Annotated in this window: 1 protein-coding gene (running past one end of the window); it reads left to right on the top strand. The window is 69.5% G+C overall.

Features of this window, described 5'->3' with window-relative positions; genetic code table 11:
• Nucleotides 1-860 precede the first annotated feature (860 nt).
• Nucleotides 861-21677 carry the 5' portion of a non-ribosomal peptide synthase/polyketide synthase gene (locus P3H15_RS02845; protein WP_276135847.1) on the top strand. The gene runs 13005 nt beyond the window's last position, so 20817 of the gene's 33822 nt are visible here — the first part of the coding sequence; its start codon is at nt 861-863; its stop codon lies off the right edge, out of view.

Raw genomic sequence — 21677 nt, 5'->3', positions numbered from 1 at the left:
CCGCGCGCAACCTCGGGTGTTCGCCGTTTTGAGACCTGCGCGGCGCTTTGGTAGACACGGTGGTTGGCAAAAACTGCGGTCACGGGGGGCAGTGGGTGTTCAACGCCGCGGTCGATCACCTGGTCGGCCGTACCGTGCGCGGACGACAGTCGGGAGGCGGAACATGAAACTGGATACGACAGTTGTACACCTAGCGAAATTCCGACTCTCGGTACGGTATCCGCGTTCCGGTTGGACACGGCGCCCGGAATGTGGTTCTGCCTGTTGAATATGAGCGCGTCGAAGATCGAATTCAGGCCTGGTTCTGGAAGTATCGAGGGTTGGGTACGTCACAGCAGCGCCGGTAACGGTACTGGATCTGACACCGATGTAATTCCCGGCGTTACCGCGGAACCGTACGAACCGAAAATGTCACCACCGAGCGAGAGGAGGCCGAAGCAATGATCGCGACGATGTTTCGTTCTTTCACCAGCGCCGTAGACTCGGCTCTCGACTCGGAGGATGACGAGCACCGATTGGGTGGCCGCTTGTTGGATCGATGAGAGAACGGAGCCACGTATGAACCCGCTCACCGCAAGTAGGTCGGGATGTAAGGGCCTTGGAGTGTTCGGCGTCGCAGGCAATCGGGTTTCGGACGATCGTCTGACATCGACTCCGAGTGTGGTGGAACTCTTCGATCAGCGCAGGTCCTCCCGCGCTCGGCACGTCCCTGTTCCGCGAGATGCTTCGAACCGGCAAGGTCCGTTCATGTGATGGCGTTCATCGGAAGACCGGCCCGCGGCGCAGTCCGTGGGACCGAGAGCTACGAATCACCAAAGACACAGGCGGCAGTCGCCACGCGTTCGAGAACGGAGTAACCCTTGGGGTCGGGACATGCAGCGGGTAGTAGCGGTGCTCCGGAAGGAGCGTTTCCGCTGTCGGCCGCGCAGCGTGGCATCTGGTTCGCGCAACACGCGATGGGCGACGTTCCCCTCACTATCGCCCAGTACATCGAGCTTCGCGGCGACATCGACCTCGACCTCCTGACCGAGGCCACCGTCCGCACCGGCCGGGAGTTCGGCTCCGGCTTCCTCCGGCTCGTCGAGATCGAGGGGATGCCGCACCAGTACGTCGACAAGTCCCTCGACGACGCCATCACCTACGTGGACCTGAGGGGCGAGGACGATTCCGTCGACGCTGCCGAGAAGTGGATGCGGGCCAACTACAGCGCCCCCGTCGACCTTCTCGAGGACCGCCTCGTCGTGGTCTATCTGCTCCACGTCGGCGAGAACCACTACTTCTGGTTCTGCCGCATTCACCACATCGCGCTCGACGGCTTCGGCGCGATGGCGCTGATCGCGCGCATCGCCGAGATCTACACCGCACTGGTCGAGGGCGCCGAGCCGCCGGCCTGCCGCGCCGAGGACCTGGTCCGGATCGTCGAGGACGAGCAGCGGTACCGCAATTCCGACCGTTTCGCGAAGGATCGCGAATACTGGGCCGAACGCACCGCGCACCTGCCCGAGGCCCCGAGCCTGGCCGGTCGTGCCGCGATGGTCGGCAAATTCGCGCGACTCTCCTCCGAAGCACTGCCCGAGTCCACCGCCACCCTTCTCGACGAGGCGCTGGGCGGCAGTAACGCCAGTTCCGCGCCCATCGTGGTGGCCGCGTTCGCCGCGTACCTGGCCCACATGACCGACCGGACGGACGTCGTCCTCAGCCTGCCGGTGTCGGCCCGCACCACCGCCACGTTGCGCCGTTCCGGTGGAATGGTGTCCAACATCGTTCCGCTCCGCCTCCAGATCACCCCGGAGATGACCGTCCCCGAGCTGGTCAAGAGCGTGCAGATCGAACTCACCGGGGCCCTGCGCCGCCAGCGCTACCGGCACGAGGACATCCGCCGCGACGCCGGCGCGCCCCAGGGGCAGCGCGGCTTCTTCGGACCCTCGATCAACATCATGATGTTCCACAGCGAGATCAAGCTGGGAACGGTCACCGGGCACCAGAACGTCCTCACCACCGGACCGGTCGAGGACCTCTCGCTCAACATCTACCAGGGTGTGGCAGGCAGCAAGATCCACATCGACTTCGAGGCCAACCCCAATCTGTACTCCGCGGACGAGCTGGACCGTCACCACAGCCGCTTCTTCGACTTCTTCGAGCGCTTCCTCGGCGCCGGCGACGACGCCTCGGTGTCCGACCTGGCCACGATGAGCGGTGAGGAATACGAGCAGGTCGTGACGCGGTGGAACGGCGACGTCGTGGCCCCGCCTGCGGGCACCGTCGTCGACCTGTTCGACGCCCAGGTCGCGCGCACGCCCGACGCGACGGCACTCGTCTTCGAGGGTGAGGAGCTCACCTACGCCGAGTTCGACGCGCGGGTGAACCGTCTCGCCCGGACGCTGATCGGCCGGGGCGTGGGTCCGGAGACCAAGGTCGCCCTCGCGATCCGCCGCTCACTCGACTCCATGGTCGCGATGTACGCCGTCGTCAAGGCAGGCGCCGCATACGTGCCCCTCGACCCCGACCACCCCGCCGAGCGCACCGCATACGTGCTGGAGAGCGCGCGCCCGCTGTGCATCCTCACGGTCTCGCGGGACGGTCTCGTCTTCCCCGCCGATCACGACGTCGTGGAGGTCGACGCCGTGGATCCGAGCGGCGTCCCGGCGGGCCCGATCCGCGACGAGGAGCGGACTGCGGGCCTGCGGGCCGCCAACCCGGCGTACGTCATCTACACGTCCGGGTCCACCGGACGTCCGAAGGGTGTGGCGGTGAGCCACGCTGCCGTGCTGAACCAGGTCACGTGGATCGCGTCGCGCTACGGCCTCGACGCGAACGACGTCGTGCTGCAGAAGACGCCGACGACGTTCGACGTGTCGGTCTGGGAACTGTTCGCCGCACTCGCCTCCGGGTCGCGCGTGGTGATCGCCGCGCCCGAGGGGCATCGCGACCCCGCCTACCTCGCCGACGTGATCGCGCGCGAGAACGTCACGGCGACGTCGTTCGTCCCGTCGATGCTGTCGGTGTTCGTCGCCGAGGCCGACCGCGAGCAACTGGTCAGCCTGCGCGTCGTTCTCGTTGCGGGAGAAGCATTTCCGCCTGCCGTCGCAGCGGCGTTCCGGGCGAAGTCCGGCGCCGAGTTGCACAACCTGTACGGCCCCACCGAATTCACCGTGCACGCCACCGCGGGCGAGGTGGATCGGGAGTCCGTCCACACGATCCCCATCGGCACCCCGGTGTGGAACACCGAGGCGTACGTGCTCGACGGCCACCTCCGGCCCGCGCCCATCGGATCCGCGGGAGAGCTCTATCTCGCGGGCGCCCAGGTGGCCCGCGGCTACGAGGGCAGGCCGGAACTCACCGCAGAACGCTTCGTGGCCAATCCTTTCGACGCCACGGGTACCCGCCTGTACCGCACCGGCGACCTCGTCAAGTGGCGCGTCGACGGCAGTATCGAATACCTCGGCCGCACCGACCTCCAGGTGAAGGTGCGCGGACTGCGGATTGAGCTGGGCGAGATCGAGTCCGCGATGTCCTCGTATCCTCATGTGGCGCAGTCGGTTGTGGTCGTGCACGACAGTTCCCTCGGGCAGCGGCTCGTCGGTTACGTCGTTCCCGAGGCCGGCTCCGCGGTGGACGTCGACGATCTGACCGTCCACGTCGGCCGCGCGGTGCCCTCGTACATGGTTCCCGACGCCGTCATGGTGCTTGCCGAGATGCCGGTCGGCGCGAGCGGCAAGCTCGACCGGAAGGCGCTGCCCGAACCCACGTTCGCGGCGGAGTCCAGCGAGTACGTGGCTCCCCGCAGCACCATGGAGGAGTCGATCGGCGGCCTGTTCGCCGAGGTCCTCGGTCTGCCGCGCGTCAGTGTCGGCGACTCGTTCTTCGCGCTCGGCGGCGACAGCATCGTCTCGATCCAGCTGGTGTCCCGCGCGAAGGAAGCCGGCGTCCTGTTCACCGCCCGGGACGTCTTCGAGCGCAAGACCGTTGCCTCGCTCGCCGAGGTCGCGAAGTCCGCATCCGAGTCGGCGACGGTGCACGTCCTCGAGGAGTTGCCGGGCGCCGGTATCGGCACGATGCCGCTGACCCCGGTCGTGCACTGGATGACGGAGCTGGGTGGCGACTTCCACCGGTACTCGCAGTCCATTCTCCTCGCGCTGCCGCCGAAGGTGGAGCGCGAGCGCCTGGTGCGCACGCTGGCGGCCGTCGTCGATCGCCACGACGCCCTGCGTTCGTCGTTGCGGCGCAACGACTCTCCGTCCGGGTGGTCGCTCGAGGTCGCTCCGATCGGCTCGGTCGACGTCGACCGCCTCGTCGATCGCGTCGAATTCGCCGACGGTCCCGGCACCGGCACGTTCGAGGCGCTGGCAGCGCACGCCCTCGAGCGCACCGTGGACAGGCTGGACCCGGCGACCGGCAGTGTGGTGCGTTTCGTCTGGTTCGCGCCCGCCGAGGACTCCGCCGAACCCGCACCTCGGGACGCCGCGGACGGTGACACCGCGGAGGCGGAGAGCGCTCCGCGGACGGGACGCCTGCTCGTCGTGATCCACCACCTCGCGGTGGACGGTGTGTCCTGGCGAGTGCTGGTGCCCGACTTCGCGTCTGCCTGGGGGCAGATCGCCGCCGGGGCCGACCCGCTGCTCCCGGCCGTCGGGACCTCGGTCCGCCGCTGGGCGCACGGCCTCGCCGACAACGCGCGCAGTGCCCGGCGCGTGGGCGAACTGGACTACTGGCGCACCACGCTGGACGGTGCGGACCCGCTGATCGGTTCGCGCGCCCTCGACGGCCGCGACACGGTCTCCACCACCGGCCGGGTCCGCCTGGAGGTCCCGGCGGACGTCACCGACGGTCTGCTCACCGACGTGCCGCGCGCCTTCCACGGTGGCGTGAACGACGGTCTTCTCACCGCCCTCGCGCTTGCCGTCGCGGCGTGGCGCGCGGAACGCGGGATCACCGAGTCCTCCACGCTCGTGCACCTCGAAGGCCACGGCCGCGAGGAGACGGTGCTGCCCGGCGCCGACCTGTCCCGCACGGTGGGCTGGTTCACCAGCATGTTCCCGGTCCGGTTGTCGGCGCCCGGCGTCGACGTCCGCGACGCCCTCGCCGGCGGTGCGGCCGCAGGTCAGGCCGTCAAGTCGGTGAAGGAACAACTCGCGCGCGTACCCGAGCACGGCATCGGTTACGGAATGCTGCGGTACCTCAACGCCGAGACCCGCGCGGTTCTCGCGGCGCTGCCGAGCCCGCAGATCAGCTTCAACTATCTGGGCCGCGTGTCGGTCGGCGAGATTCCCGCCGCGTTCCGGGCTGCAGGCTGGGTTCCCGACACCGACACGATGGAGCTGACCGGCACCCGCAACAGCGAGATGCCGGTGCACTTCGCCCTCGACATCAACGCGATGATCGTGGACGTCGAAGGCGAACAACGACTTTCGGCCACCGTCGACTTCCCGCAGGGTGTCCTCACGGACGCCGAGGTGGGGGAGCTCACCGGCCTGTGGACGCGCGCGCTCGAAGGGCTCGTCGAGCACACGAAGCGGCCGGACGCCGGCGGCCGGACGCCGTCGGACCTCGACCTCGTTCCGCTGAGCCAGAGCCGGATCGACACCCTCGAGAGCGACTACCCCGCGCTCGCCGACGTCTGGTCGCTGGCCCCGCTGCAGGTGGGCCTGCTGTTCCACGCATCGCTGGCTGATGCCACCACCGACGTGTACACCACCCAGCTGGTCATGGACCTGGGCGGATCCGTCGACACCGGCCGACTCCGCCGCGCCGCGGAATCGCTCGTCGCCCGGCACCCCAACCTGCGCACCGCCTTCGTCGCGGGCGACGACGGCAGCGGCATGCAGGTGGTCGTCGACCGGGTGGACGTGCCGTGGACGCACGTCGACCTGTCGGCCTCGTCCGAACACGACCGGGACGCCGAACTCGATGCGCTGATGCTCGCGAACCGGACGGACCGGTTCGACATGACGGCCCCGCCTCTTGTGCGATTCCTGCTGGTCGAGACGGGTGCGGACCGCTACCGGTTCGCCGTCACCAACCACCACATCCTGCTGGACGGCTGGTCGCTGCCGATCCTCATCCAGGATCTGCTGACCCTGTACGCGGTGGACGGCGACGCGCTGGCGCTGCCGCAGCCGCGTCCGTACCGCAGCTACCTCGAGTGGCTGGCGGCACAGGATCCGCAGGTGTCGGTGGACGCGTGGGCGAAGGCCCTCGGCGGTGTCGAGGAGCCCACCCTCCTCGCGCCTGCACACACGGAGACGGCCCCGGCGCTCACCCCCGGTGAGCTCGTCATCGATCTGCCGGACGACCTGCTCGCCGACATGACCGCCCGCTCGCGCGAACTCGGCGTCACCATGAACACGCTGGTCCAGGCCGCGTGGGGAATCGTGCTGGGCAGGCTGACCGGACGGGACGACGTGGTGTTCGGCACCACCGTCTCGGGCCGTCCGCCGCAGGTGCCCGGCATCGAGTCGATGCTCGGGCTCTTCATCAACACCCTGCCGGTCCGGGTCCGCGTGCAGGCAGGCGACGCCGTGCGCACCCTGCTCGACCGCATCCAGCACGAGCAGACCGAGTTGCTCGACCACCATCACGTCGGGCTCACCGACATCCAGCAGGGGCTCGGCCTGGGAGCGCTGTTCGACACTTTGATGGTCTACGAGTCCTACCCGCTCGACCGTGAGGCCCTCACGAACAGCAGCGACATCGAGGGACTCCGCGTTCTCGACGTGACGTCCAACGACGCCACGCACTACCCGCTGGCGATCGTCGCGATGACCGACCCGCGGCTGCACCTGACCGCCAAGTTCCTTCCCGAGCTGTTCGAGGCCGCCGAGGTCGAGGAGATCATGGCGCGGGTCGTCCGCGTGCTCGGGGCGTTGTCCGGGGACGTCGACACGCGCATCGCGGACATCGACATCCTCGCTCCCGACGAGCGCGCGTCGCTGCTCGCGGCGCACGGCACCGACGCCGCTGCATCGCTGTCGCTGCCGGAGATCCTCGCTGCGGCCGCGGCGGAGAACGGCGAGCGCATCGCGCTCGTCGCGGACGGCGAGTCGATGACCTACGCGGAACTGGACGCGCGCTCGAGCCGTCTCGCGCGCGTGCTCATCGACCGCGGAGTCGGACCGGAAACGTCTGTGGCGCTCGGGATGACGCGCTCGCAGCACTCGGTGATCGGAACGTGGGCCGTGGCCAAGGCCGGCGGCACGTTCGTGCCGGTCGACCCCCGCTACCCGTCCGAGCGCATCGCGCACATGGTCGCCGACTCCGGCGCGATCCTCGGCCTCACCGTGTCCGCTCAGCGGGACGACCTTCCGTCGGGTGTCGACTGGCTCGCGCTGGACTCGTCCGAGTGCGAGTCGCTGTGCGCCCCGAAGTCGCCGGAGCCGGTGACGGATGCCGAGCGGACGGTGTCGGTCCGGCTCGAGCACGCGGCCTACATGATCTACACGTCCGGCACCACAGGTCTGCCCAAGGGCGTCGTCGTCACCCACACGGGTCTGGCCAACTTCTCCGCCGAACAGCGCACCCACTACGGGGTGAGCCCGTCGGCGCGGACCCTGCACTTCGCGTCCCCGAGTTTCGACGCGTCCGTCCTCGAGCTGCTGCTCGCGTTCGGTTGCGGCGCGACGATGGTCGTGGCCCCCGCCGACCTGTACGGCGGTGAGGAACTGCGACACTTCCTCGCGGACAACGACGTCACCCACGCCTTCGTCACGCCCGCCGCGCTCGCGTCGGTGGAGCCGGCCGGACTCGACCGGCTCGAGGTCGTCGTCGTCGGCGGCGAGGCGTGCCCGCCGGAACTGGTGGAACGCTGGGCGCCGGGCCGCCGGATGTACAACGGCTACGGTCCCACCGAGGCCACCGTCATGAGCAACGTCAGCAACATGCTGGTGCCCGGGAACCGGATCGAGATCGGTGGTCCCGTCTGCGCGGTCACCGTCTACGTTCTCGACGCACTCCTGCGCCCGGTACCCGTCGGTGTGGCAGGGGAGCTGTACATAGCTGGCCCCGGTCTCGCCCGCGGCTACCACGACCGTCTCGGCCTCACCTCCGAACGATTCGTCGCGAACCCGTTCGGTGAGAACGGCAGCCGGATGTACCGCACGGGCGACATCGTCCGGTTCGTCACCGACCCCGGGCACCGCGCCGGTTACGGGGTGGAGTACGTGGGCCGCAGCGACTTCCAGGTGAAGGTCCGCGGCTTCCGCATCGAACTCGGCGAGATCGACGCGGCGCTGGTGGCGCACCCGAACCTCGAATTCGCGGCCACCCTCGGCACGTCGCTGCCGTCGGGTTCGACGGCCCTCGTGTCGTACGTGCTGCCGACCGCGGGCGCCACGGTCGACGTCGCCGAGGTAACGCACTTCGTCGGCGACACGCTGCCGGCGCACATGGTCCCGAGCGCGATCGTCGTCCTCGACGAGATCCCGCTCACCACCGCAGGCAAACTCGATCGGAAGGCTCTGCCTGAGCCCGATTTCGACGCCCTGCAGGGCGAGATGGTCGAGCCGCGCACACCCACCGAGGAATTGGTCGCTCGTGTCCTCGCGGACGTGCTCGGGCTTCCGAAGATCAGTGTCGCCGAGTCGTTCTTCGACCTCGGCGGCAACTCGCTCGTCGCGACGAAGGCAGTCGCGCGGCTCAACGCCGCCGCAGGCACCCGGCTGGGCGTGCGCGAGTTGTTCGAGGCGCCGACCGTGGAACGGCTCGCCGTCAAGGTCGCCGAGCAGGCAGGCGCAGGCTCGGACCGCCCGGCGCTCGTCGCGCGCCCGCGCCCCGAGCGCGTTCCGCTGTCGATGGCGCAGCAGAGCATGTGGCTGATGAACCGGTTCGACACGGCGTCCTCGGCGTACAACATCCCGCTGGCCGTTCGGCTGTCCGGTGCGCTCGACATCGACGCGATGTCGTCGGCCGTCTCCGACGTGCTCGCGCGGCACGAGTCGCTGCGGACGGTGTTCCCGGACTCCGCCGACGGGCCGTACCAGCAGGTCGTCGACGTCGCCCAGGTTCCGTTCGACCTCACGCCCGTGCGGGTGCCCGAGGCCGAACTCCCTACGGCCCTCACCGAATTCGCCACCGAAGGGTTCGACGTCACGGTCGTGCCCCCACTGCGGATCCGGCTGTTCGCCACGGGCGAGAGCGAGTTCCTGCTCGTCCTCGTGGTGCACCACATCTGCGCCGACGGCGCGTCGATGGCGCCGCTCGCGCGGGACGTCATGGTCGCCTACAGCGCGCGCACCGCCGGTGCTGCTCCGCTGTGGCAGCCGCTGCCGGTGCAGTACCCCGACTTCGCGCTGTGGCAGCGCGAGGTCCTCGGCGACCCCGCCGACACGCGGTCGCTCGCGGGCAAGCAGATCGCCCACTGGGCGGACACCCTCGCCGGGGCACCCGAGCTGATCGACCTGCCGCTGGACCACGTACGCCCGGCCAGGCAGTCGATGCTGGGCGACTCGATCGACTTCGCGATCACCCCGGAGTTGCGGCGCGGGCTCGAAGCGGTCGGCAAGGACCGCGGAGCGTCCCTGTTCATGGTGACGCACGCCGCACTGACGACGCTGCTGTCGCGGCTGAGCAACAGCGACGACATCACCGTCGGCACCCCGCTCGCCGCGCGCGGCGACCAGGCGCTCGACGACCTCGTCGGCATGTTCGTCAACACCCTCGTCCTGCGTACCCACGTGCGGCCGGGAGATTCGTTCTCCGGTCTCGTCGACCGGGTCCGCGAGGGTGACCTGGCGGCATTCGGCAATTCCGACGTGCCGTTCGAGAAGATCGTGGAGGCGCTGCGGATCCGGCGCTCGGCGGCCTATTCGCCGCTGTTCCAGGTGATGCTGTCGTTCCAGAACAACCGGATGGACGCGCTCGAACTGCCCGGGCTGACCGTGCGCGTGATCGACGACATGGCGCAGGGCGCCAAGTACGACCTCACGTTGACGATCACCGAGAAGGCCGACGAGTCGGGTCGGCCTGCGGGTCTGGGCGGACGGTTCACGTTCGCCACCGACCTGTTCGAGCGCGGCACCGCCGAACGTATCGCGGAACGGTTCGTCAGGATCCTCGAGGCCGTCGTCACCGATCCCGGTGTCGCTGTAGGCGACATCGACATTCTCACCGAATACGAGAGAGCAAAGTTGAGCCAAGCGCGACCTGCCCGCACGATGACGGTTCGCGAGCTGCCGCAGCTTCTGGCTGCTGCGGTCGACGTCGCCCCCGACGCCGTGGCCGTCGCCCACGACGGCATGCAGGTGACGTACCGCGAGTTCGACGAGCGCCTGCGCCTGATGTCGGCTCCGCTGTCCGAGCGGGGCATGGGCCCCGACGCGATCGTGTCCGTCGTGCTGTCCGGCTTGGTTCCCACCATCATGATGGCCCCGCCGTCGGAGGACGGGAAGGACGGCTTCGGCACGATCCTCGACCAGGTCATCGCGGACGCGCACGCCCTGGTCGGCGACATCGAGATCGTGTCGCCCGCACCGGAGATCGTCGCCGCACCCGAGGCGGAGACCGCGGAGACGGAGGGCTGGCCGCTCGAACTCTTCGTCACCCGCTGGCAGGAGTGGGTCGAGCGCGACCCGCAGGCTCCCGCCGTCGTCGCCGGGGGTGTCTCGACCACCCGAGGCGAAGTGAACCGTCGCGCCAACCAACTCGCCCGCGAACTGGTGTCGCGCGGGGTTCGCCCCGACGACGTCGTCGCACTTCTCACCCCCCGATCCCTGGAATGGGTGATCGGGATGATCGCCGCCTGGAAGGTCGGCGCGGCCTACTCGCCGTTCGACCAGAAGTGGGGGATCGAGCGGATCACGGGACTGGTCGAAGACAGCGGAACGCGGGCCGTGGTGGCCACCCGGTCCTGGAGTGGGCTCACCGGCGCACCCACCGGCAACGCGGCGCTCGACGACCCGATCGTGCTCGACGATCCGGAGACGGTGCGTCACCTCGCCTCACTCGACGACACCGATTTCCCGCACGACCCGTGGTCCGACGAGCATGCGGGCAAGCGCCTGGGGCACGTCATCTCGACCTCGGGCTCGACCGGACGTCCCAAGCCGACGATGGTCCCGATGCTGGGTCTGTCCAACAACTATCAGTCGTACCAGGGCGACCTGCGGGTGAAGGACGGCACCGGACTGCTGATCGCGAACTCGCCGCTGTTCGACCAGACGCAGAAGAACATCTGGGTGGGACTCGCGTACGGCGGTGTGCTCCACCTCGCCGACGACGGCTTCGATCCGGGACCGATTCTCCGCATGATCGGCACCGGCGACGTCCAGATCACCAACCTGGCACCGAGCGCGTTCGAGGTTCTCACCGAACTGGACACCGAGGGTGTCCTGCCCAACCTGAAGGTGATTCTCCTCGGCGGTGAGATGCTGCGGCCGGCGGCCTGCACGGCGCTGATCGGCACGGACTCGCGCCTGCTCAACAATTACGGTCCGACCGAGGCCTCGGTCACGTGCTCCTCGTACGAACTGGACCTCTCCACCGCGGACGCCGAGAAGTGGCCGGTCCCGTTCGGCACCGCGTTCCGCGGTGTCCGGTACCACGTGCTCGACGGCCGGATGCGCCCCGTGCCGCCGGGAGTGACCGGCGACCTGTACATCGGGGGCCAGGTTCTGGCCCGCGGTTACGGGAACATGTTCGGCACCACCGCGTCGCGGTTCGTGGCGAACCCGTTCGAGGGGCCCGGCGCCCGCATGTACCGGACCGGCGACCGCGTTCGCGAACTCGACCACGGTGGGCTCGTGTTCGTGGGCCGCAGCGACTTCCAGGTCAAGATCCGCGGTCTCCGGATCGAACTCGGCGAGATCGAAGCCGCCCTCACCGCGAACAGCGCGGTGCAGAAGTCGGTGGTGGTCGTGCACGACAGCGAGCAGGGCCCCCGGCTCGTCGCGTACGTCACCGCGACCGCGGGCACCGAACTGGACGTCGACGCGATCGTGGACGCACTGCGGGACGTGCTGCCGTCGCACATGATCCCGGACACGGTGATGGTCCTCGACGAGATGCCGCTCAACGCGAATCTCAAGATCGACCGCAAGGCTCTTCCGGAACCGGTCTTCACCACCGGCACCGCCGAATTCGTCGCCCCGCGCACGGCGCTCGAGGAGGTCGTCGCCGGCATCTTCGGTGACGTGATCTCCGCGCCGCGGGTGAGCGTCGACGAGTCGTTCTTCGACCTGGGCGGCAACTCGCTCAGCGCCACCCGGGTGGCTGTCCGCGTCACCTCGGCGACCGGCACCGAGGTCGGGATCCGTGACCTGTTCGAGGCGCCCACGGTCGCGACTCTCGCGAAGCTCGTCGAGGACCGGGCCCACACCGGCACCCGCCGCCCCGCGCTCGTCGCGGGCCGGCGCCCCCGGGCGCTGCCGCTGTCGCTCGCGCAGCAGCGGATGTGGTTCCTCAACCGTTTCGATCCGTCCTCACCCGCGTACAACGTTCCGCTCACCGTGCGCCTGCGCGGCGAACTGGACGTCGACGCCCTGGCCGCGGCGCTGTCCGACGTCGTCGCGCGGCACGAGGTGCTGCGGACCGTGTTCCCGGACTCCGATTCCGGTGCGCACCAGGTGATCCTGCCCGCCGCCGACGTCGACCTCGCTCTCGAACCTGTCGACGTCCGCGAGGAGGACCTGCGGGACCGGATGTTCGAGTTCGGGTCCACCGGCTTCGATGTCACCGACACGATCCCGGTCCGGACCCGCCTGTTCCGGCTCGGCGCGAACGACCACGTCCTCGTGCTCGTCATGCACCACATCGCATCCGACGGCGCCTCCACGCTGCCGCTGGCTCGCGACGTCATGACGGCGTACGCGGCCCACCGGGAGGGCACGGAGCACGCCTGGCCGGTGCTGCCCGTCCAGTACGCCGACTACGCGCTGTGGCAGCGGGACGTGCTCGGGTCCGAGGACGACCCCGGCTCCCTGGCCGCCGCGCAGATCGACTTCTGGTCGAAGACCCTCGCGGGTGTGCCCGACGTCCTGGCTCTCCCCATCGACCGCCCCCGCCCGACGGTGCGGTCGATGGCAGGCGCCTCCGTCGGCTTCTCCGTCGACGAGGACGTGCACCGTCGTCTCGGCGAGGTCGCGCGGGCGCACAACGTGTCTCTGTTCATGGTGCTGCACGCCTCGCTGTCCGTGCTGCTGGCGCGGCTCAGTTCGAGCACCGACATCGCCATCGGCGCCGCGGTGGCCGGTCGCGGCGACGAGGCGCTCGAGAACCTCGTCGGCATGTTCGTCAACACGCTGGTGCTGCGGACCGAGGTCGAGCCCGGAACCTCCTTCGCCGACCTGCTCGAGCAGGTCCGCACCCAGGACCTCGCCGCATTCAGCAACCAGGACGTTCCGTTCGAGCAGTTGGTGGACGCCCTGAATCCGACCCGGTCCACGGCGTACTCGCCGCTGTTCCAGGTCGTGCTGACCCATCAGGTCAACGGCATCCCGTCGCTCGAGTTCGCCGGACTCGAGGCGACACCCGGTGCCGTGGATGTCGAGTTCAGCAAGTTCGACCTCACCGTCGACCTGCGCGAACTGTGGTCGGACGAGGGTGCGCCCACCGGGATCACCGGTGTTCTCGGGTACGCCACCGAGATCTTCGACGCGGACACCGTGCAGGGCTTCGCGGACCGCTTCGTGCGGATCCTCACCGCCGTCGCGGGCGGCGGAACCGACGTCGCGGTGGGGGACATCCCCATTCTCGACGCCGCGGAGACCGAGGAGCTGACACCGGTCCGCGGTATCGAGGGCGTCGCGCCCACCACGCTCGTCGAACTGCTCGAGGCTGCGGTCGCCGCGAACCCGGACGGGGACGCGATCGTCTCGGGCGGCGAGAGCATCACCTACCGCGAACTGGACGAGCGCTCGAACCGGGTGGCGCGCATCCTGATCGAACGCGGCGTCGGCGCGGAAACGTTCGTCGGGCTCGGCATCACCCGCTCGATCCCGTCCATCGTCGGCATCTGGGCCGTTGCCAAGAGCGGCGGCGCGTACGTGCCGATCGACCCCGGGTACCCGGACGAGCGCATCGCCCACATGGTCACCGATTCCGGTGTGACACTGGGACTTTCCGTGAGCTCCGAGGTCGGCAGGCTTCCGCGGGACGTCGACTGGCTGATCCTCGACGGCGACGACTTCGTGGACGCCTCGGCGCGCTACTCCACGGCTCCCGTCGCGGAGGCGGAGCGCCGGACGGCGGTCACACCGGCCAACAGCGCCTACGTGATCTACACGTCCGGCACCACCGGGCAACCCAAGGGCGTCGTCGTCACGCACCGGGGTCTGGCCAACTTCGCCGCCGAACAGCGTGAGCGCTACTCGGTGACGACCGACTCGCGGACGCTGCACTTCGCGTCGCCGAGTTTCGACGCGTCCGTTCTGGAACTGCTGCTCGCGGTCGGCGCCGGCGCCACCATGGTGATCGCTCCCACCGACGTGTACGGCGGACCCGAGTTCGCGAAGTTCCTGCGCGAGCACCGTGTCACGCACGGCTTCGTCACGCCGTCGGCGCTGGCGTCCGTGGACCCGTCCGGGCTGGACGACTTCCAGTTCGTCGTCGCCGGCGGCGAGGCCGTCCCGGCGGAACTCGCGGCCCGCTGGGCGCCCGGACGTTCGCTGTTCAACGGCTACGGTCCCACCGAGACCACGATCATGACCAACATCAGCGACCCGATGGCCGCCGACGGCCCGGTCACGATCGGTGGTCCGATCCGCGGCACCAGCGCGCTGGTCCTCGACGATCGGCTCCGACCCGTCCCGGTCGGTATCGCAGGTGACCTCTATCTGTCGGGCCTCGGACTGGCCCGCGGCTACCACTGGCGCACGCCGCTGACCGCGGGACGCTTCGTGGCGAACCCCTACGGTGAACCGGGCGACCGGATGTACCGCACCGGCGACGTCGTCCGCTGGGCGAAGGACGCGGACGGCGCGCTGACCGTCGACTACGTGGGCCGCTCGGACCAGCAGGTGAAGGTTCGCGGGTTCCGCATCGAACTCGGCGAGATCGACGCGGTGCTGGCGAAGCACCCCGCCGTCGACTTCGCGACGACGTCGGTGCTGCCCGGGCCGTCCGGGGATTCGGTCCTCGTCTCGTACGTGCTGCCGGCGCCGGGAGCCGAGGTGGACGTCACCGCGATACTGGACTTCGCGGGCGAGTTCGTCCCCACATACATGGTGCCGTCGACGATCGTGACGCTCGACGCGATCCCGCTCACCCCGGTGGGCAAACTCGACCGCCGGGCGCTGCCCGAGCCCGAGTTCCTGGCGGAGGACCGCGAGTTCCGTGCCGCGGGAACCGCTCTCGAACAGCGGGTCGCCGCGGTGTTCGCGGAGGTGCTCGGTGTCGACCAGGTCGGCGCCGACGACTCCTTCTTCACGCTCGGCGGCAACTCGCTCGCCGCCACCCGCGTGATGGCGCGGATCAACGAGGCCGTCGGAATCGACGCGCCGGTCCGCGAGATCTTCGAGGCCCCCACGGTGGCGCAGCTGGCCCGCAGGCTGGAAGCGCTCGGCGTGGACGGCGGCGCCCGTCCGCCCGTCACCGCCGGACCGCGCCCGGACCGTCTGCCACTGTCGCTGGCGCAGCAGCGGATGTGGTACGCCAACCGATTCGACCCCGAATCGGCCGAGTACAACATCCCGTTGGCGCTCCGGCTCACCGGTGCACTGGACGTCGACGCGCTGCGGACGGCGATCGCCGACGTCGTGGCCCGGCACGAGTCGCTGCGCACGGTGTACCCGGATTCCGTCGACGGCCCCTACCAGGTCGTCCTGTCCGAGTCCGACACGCGATCCGAACTCGACGTGGTCCGCGTGGCCGGCGAGCAGGAACTGCGGGAGCGGGTCGTCACGCTGGCCTCGGCAGGCTTCGACGTCACCGCCGACGTCCCGGTGCGCGCCGCCCTGTTCGCGCTCGGGGAACGCGACCACGTCCTCGTGGTCGTCGTCCACCACATCTCGGCGGACGGTTCGTCGATGGCCCCGCTCGCGCGGGACCTGTTCGGCGCGTACGGCGCACGCGTGCAGGGGGAGGAGCCCGGCTTCTCGCCGCTGCCCGTGCAGTACCCCGACTTCGCCCTGTGGCAGCGCACTCTCCTCGGCTCCGAGGATGATCCGGAGTCGCTCGCGGGCAAGCAGATCGCGTACTGGACGCACGCCCTCGGCGATGCGCCGGAGGTCCTCGACCTCCCGGCCGACCGGCCGCGCCCGGCGGTCCGCAACCCGCAGGGCGGGCTGATCGAGTTCGAGATCGGGCAGGACGTGCACCGGTCCCTGAACGAACTCGCGCAGACCCACCAGGCGTCGCTGTTCATGGTGGTGCACACCGCGCTCGCCGTGCTGCTCGGACGACTGAGCAGCACCAGCGACATCTCGGTCAGCACCCCCGTCGCGGGCCGCGGTGACCGCGCGCTCGACGACCTCGTCGGGATGTTCGTCAACACTCTGGTGCTGCGCACCGACGTCGACCAGAACGCCCGCTTCAGCACGCTGCTCACACAGGCCCGTGAGGTCGATCTCAACGCATTCGCCAATGCCGATGTGCCGTTCGAGCAGATCGTCGAGGTGCTCCGGCCGTCGCGCACCGCCACGTACGCGCCGCTCGCGCAGGTGATGCTGAGCTTCCAGAACCTCGAACGGCCGAAGCTCGAACTCGCCGGGCTGACCGTCGAGGTCCTCGAGAGCGGTCTCACCACGAGCAAGACCGATCTCGGTGTCGCCGTCGAGGAACGGTTCGACGAGGGATCCGTCGCGAACGGCATGCGAGGCTGGTTCTCCTACGCCACCGATCTCTTCGACGAGGCGACGGTTCGCGGTTTCGCCGATCGTTTCGTCCGTGTGCTGGAGGCCGTCACGGCCGACGCGGACGCCGTCGTCGGCGACATCGACATCCTGACCGAGGACGAGAAGGCCGGGCTCGCCGTACCGGACGAGGGCGGACAGTCCCTGTTGTCGCACTCGATCTCGCAGGAGCTGGCGGCCACCAAGTCGCTGCCCGAACTCCTCGACGGTGCCGCGTCGATCAACCCGGACGGAATTGCGCTGTCGCACAACGGGACCGATGTCACGTACGCGCAGTTGCGGGACAAGTCCGCCGAACTCGCGCGTACGCTCGCCGGTGTGGGCGTCGGCCCGGAGGCCGCGGTCACGGTGGCCCTGTCCACCCTGCTGCCCGGACTGCTCGACGGATCGTCGGGCGAAGGCTTCGCCGACACGTTCGCCGGTGTCCTCGCCGGCGTGATCACCGACGCCACGTCCGCGACCTCCGCGACCGACGCGGAGGAGCAGACCGTCGTCGACCTGTTCGACGAGCAGGTCGCGCGGACGCCGGACGCCGTGGCCCTGGTGTCCGGCGACGAGTCGCTGACCTACGCCGAGTTCGACAAGCGTGTCAACACACTCGCGCGCACCCTGATCGAGATGGGTGTCGGGCCGGAGGTCCGGGTCGCGCTCGCGATCCGGCGGTCGATCGACTCGATGGTCGCGATGTACGCGATCGTGAAGGCGGGTGGCGCGTATGTTCCGCTCGACCCCGACCATCCGGCCGAGCGCACGTCCTACGTCCTCGACAGCGCCTCGCCGCTCTGCATCCTGACGGTTGCGCGAGATGCTCTCGACCTTCCCACCGGGCACAACGTGGTGGAGATCGACCGGCTGTCCGTCGACATGCCGGCCGAGCCGCTGCGCGACGAGGAGCGCCGGGGGACTCTCCTGCCGTCGAACCCCGCCTACGTCATCTACACCTCCGGTTCGACGGGACGGCCGAAGGGCGTCGCGGTGAGTCACGCGGCGGTCCTGAACCAGATCTCGTGGATCGTCGCCGAGTACGGACTCGACGCACACGATGTCGTGCTGCAGAAGACCCCGGCGACGTTCGACGTGTCGGTCTGGGAGTTGTTCGGCACGCTCGTCGCGGGTGCCCGCCTGGTGATCGCGACGCCCGACGGTCACGGTGACCCCGAGTATCTCGCGGCGCTGATCGCGCGCGAGGGCGTCACGGCGACCTCGTTCGTGCCGTCGATGCTGTCGGTGTTCGTCGGCGAGGCCGAACGGCACGACCTTCTCAGCCTTCGAATCGTGCTCGTCGCGGGCGAGGCGTTCCCGCCCGCGACCGCCGAGGCGTTCCGCGGACTGTCGGACGCCGAGGTGCACAACCTCTACGGTCCGACGGAATTCACCGTGCACGCGACCGCCGGGCAGGTCGACCACGATGTCCGCGGCACCGTTCCCATCGGTAGTGCGGTGCGGAACACCGATCTCCACGTGCTGGACTCACGGCTTCGCCCGGTGCCGGTCGGGGTTCCCGGCGAGCTGTACCTCGCGGGGACGCAGTTGGCCCGCGGATACGTCGGACGCAGCGATCTGACCTCCGATCGGTTCGTCGCCAACCCGTTCGCCGGGTCCGGGCAGCGGATGTACCGCACGGGCGACGTCGTTCGCCGGCGCGCCGACGGGAACCTCGAATACATCGGACGCAGCGACTTCCAGGTCAAGCTGCGTGGATTGCGGATCGAACTCGGCGAGGTCGAGGCCGCGTTGCTGACGCACGAATCCTTGGCGCAGGCAGCGGTGACGATCCATCGAAGCGAGTCGACCGGCGAGAATCTCGTCGCCTATGTGGTGCCGCGGTCCGGCGCCCGGGTCGACACGAAGTCGGTGCAGGACGCGGCGGCGCAGGTGCTGCCCGCGTACATGGTGCCCGCCCGCATCGTCGTCCTGGACAGTTTCCCTCTCGGTGCCAGCGGGAAGCTGGACCGGAAGGCTCTGCCGGAGCCCGAGTTCGCCACCGTCGCGGTGGAATACGTGGCCCCGCGCACGCCGATGGAGACCGTCGTGGCGAGCGTGTTCGCCGATGTTCTCGGTGCCGAACGGGTCGGATCCGCCGACTCGTTCTTCGACCTCGGCGGAAACTCCATCAGCGCGACGAGGCTCACCGCCCGCCTCCGGGCGGCGGTCGGCGCGCACCTCTCGGTGCGGGAGTGCTTCGAGAATCCGACCGTCGCGGAACTCGCGGCGCTGCTCGAGGCGACGTCGGGGACCGCGCAGCAGCGTCCCGCGCTCGTCGCCCGACCGCGACCCGACCGCATCCCGCTGTCGCTGGCCCAGCAGCGGATGTGGTTCGTCAACCAGTTCGATCCGACCTCCCCGGCGTACAACCTGCCGTTGGCGGTGCGGTTGACCGGCTCGATCGACGCGGCGGCGCTGAATGCGGCGTGGGCGGACGTCGTCGAGCGGCACGAGTCGCTGCGCACGGTCTTCCCGGTCGGCGACGAGGACGCACACCAGGTCGTGCTGCCCGCAGCGGACGTGGTGTCCGATCTGACCCCGACCCCGGTCGCGGACGAGCAGGACCTGTTCGCGCGTCTGCGTGAACTCGGTGCCACCGGATTCGACGTCACCCAGACCGTCCCGGTGCGGGTCGCCTGCTTCGAGGTGAACCCCACCGACCACATCCTGATGATGGTCGTGCACCACATCTCGGCCGACGGTGCGTCGCTGGCGCCGCTGTTCACGGACGTGATGACCGCCTACGCGGCGCGTGCCGCCGGCAGTGCCCCCGGCTGGGAACCGCTGCCCGTCCAGTACGCCGATTACGCTCTGTGGCAGCGTGAGTCGCTCGGCGACGAGTCGGACCCCGACTCGCAGGCCGCCCGCCAGCTCGGTTACTGGCAGCAGGCGCTCGGCGGGCTCCCCGAGGTGCTCGAGTTGCCGACCGACCGGCCCCGGCCGCCCGTGCAGTCGCTGCGCGGCGCGTCGGCGCGGTTCACGATCGACGCGCAGACCCACCGCGGGCTGCTCGCGATCGCCCAGGTAACGAACACGACCCTGTTCATGGTCGTGCACGCCGCGCTCGCGGTGCTGCTCGAGCGGCTGTCTTCGCAGACGGACGTCGCGATCGGCACGCCGGTCGCCGGCCGCGGCGAGCAGGAACTCGACAGGCTCGTCGGCATGTTCGTCAACACCCTCGTGCTCCGCGCGGCGGTGCGTCCCGACGACACCTTCGCCGACCTGCTGGCACAGGTGCGCGCCACCGATCTGAATGCGTTCAGCCACAGCGACGTTCCGTTCGAGCGCCTCGTCGAGGTCCTCGACGTCCCGCGGTCGACGGCGCACCAGCCGCTGTTCCAGGTGGCGTTGTCGTTCGACAACAACGAGTCGGTCCGGATGGAGTTCCCGGGCCTCGAGATCTCCGCGCTCGACGCCCCGCTCGAGGTCGCCAAGTTCGACCTCCAGCTCAGCGTCGGGGAGCGCTACGCCGACGGGGCCGCCGCGGGGATCGCCGCGACATTCAACTATTCGACCGACATCTTCGACGAGCAGACCGTCCTGAGCTTCGCGGACCGGTTCGTCCGGATCCTCGGTGCCGTGTCGTCCGACCGCGACGTGGTCCTCGGCGACATCGAGATCCTCGACGCCGCGGAGAAGGCCGCGATCGCCCCGGTCCGCGGGCCGCAGTCGGTCGAGCCGAGCACGCTGCCGGAACTGCTGCGTTCGGGCGTCGAGATCTCGCCGGAGTCGGTCGCGGTGTCCTTCGAGGGTCGTGAGCTCACGTACCGCGAACTGGACGAGCAGTCGAACCGGCTGGCGCGCGTCCTGATCGATCGGGGTGTGGGGCCGGAGGACTATGTCGCGCTGGCGATCACGCGCTCCGTCGAATCCATCCTCGGGATCTGGTCGATCGCCAAGGCCGGCGGCGCCTACCTGCCCGTCGATCCGAAGCTTCCGTTCGAGCGGATCGGCGAGATGCTGTCCGATTCGGGAGCGGTCCTCGGACTGACGGTCGCCCGCCATCACACCGACCTGCCCGGCACGGTGCCGTGGATCGTCCTCGACGAGACGGCAGCCGCCGAGGAGATCACTGCCTGCAGTGCGGCCGCGGTGGAGGACGCCGATCTGCGCCGCGCGCTGACGGTCGATCACCCCGCGTACCTCATCTACACCTCGGGTTCGACGGGCAAGCCGAAGGGCGTGGTGGTCACCCACCGCGGTCTGGCCAACCTCACCCGCGAGGTGCGCGAGCACTACGTCGTGTCGCCGGATTCCCGGTTCCTGCACGTGGCGTCGCCGAGCTTCGACACGTCGGTCGGGGAGATGCTCGCCGCGTTCAGTGCGGGCGCCACCCTGGTGATCTCGCCGGCCGACGTCTACGGCGGCGACGAACTCGCCGACCTGATCCGCCGCGAACAGGTCAACAACGTGGTCATGACGCCGACCGCGCTGATGACGGTCGATCCCGACGGCCTCGACTCCGTCACGTCCGTCGTGGTCGGCGGCGACACCTGCACGCCGGAACTCGTGGCGCGGTGGGCTCCCGGCCGCGAGATGCGCAACGCGTACGGTCCCACCGAGACCACCGTCATCGTCACCATCACCGAACCGATGGTGGCCGGTGAACGCGTCACGATCGGTTCGCCGCTGCGTGGCGTCGAATCGCTCATCCTCGATTCGCGGTTGCGTCCGGTGCCGGAGGGCGTGCCCGGGGAGCTGTACATCTGCGGTCCGTCGGTGACCCGCGGCTACCACAACCGTCCGTCCGTCACGGCGGAACGGTTCGTGGCCAACCCGTTCGGCGAGCCCGGCGCCCGCATGTACCGCACCGGCGACGTTGTGCGCTGGGCGGACGGACATCGGGTGGAGTACGTCGGCCGGTCCGACTTCCAGGTGAAGGTCCGCGGGTTCCGCGTCGAACTCGGTGAGATC

The organism is Rhodococcus sp. T2V (assembly GCF_029269925.1).
Lineage (GTDB): Bacteria > Actinomycetota > Actinomycetes > Mycobacteriales > Mycobacteriaceae > Rhodococcus_F > Rhodococcus_F koreensis.
This window is presented reverse-complemented; position numbering and strand designations above follow the sequence as displayed.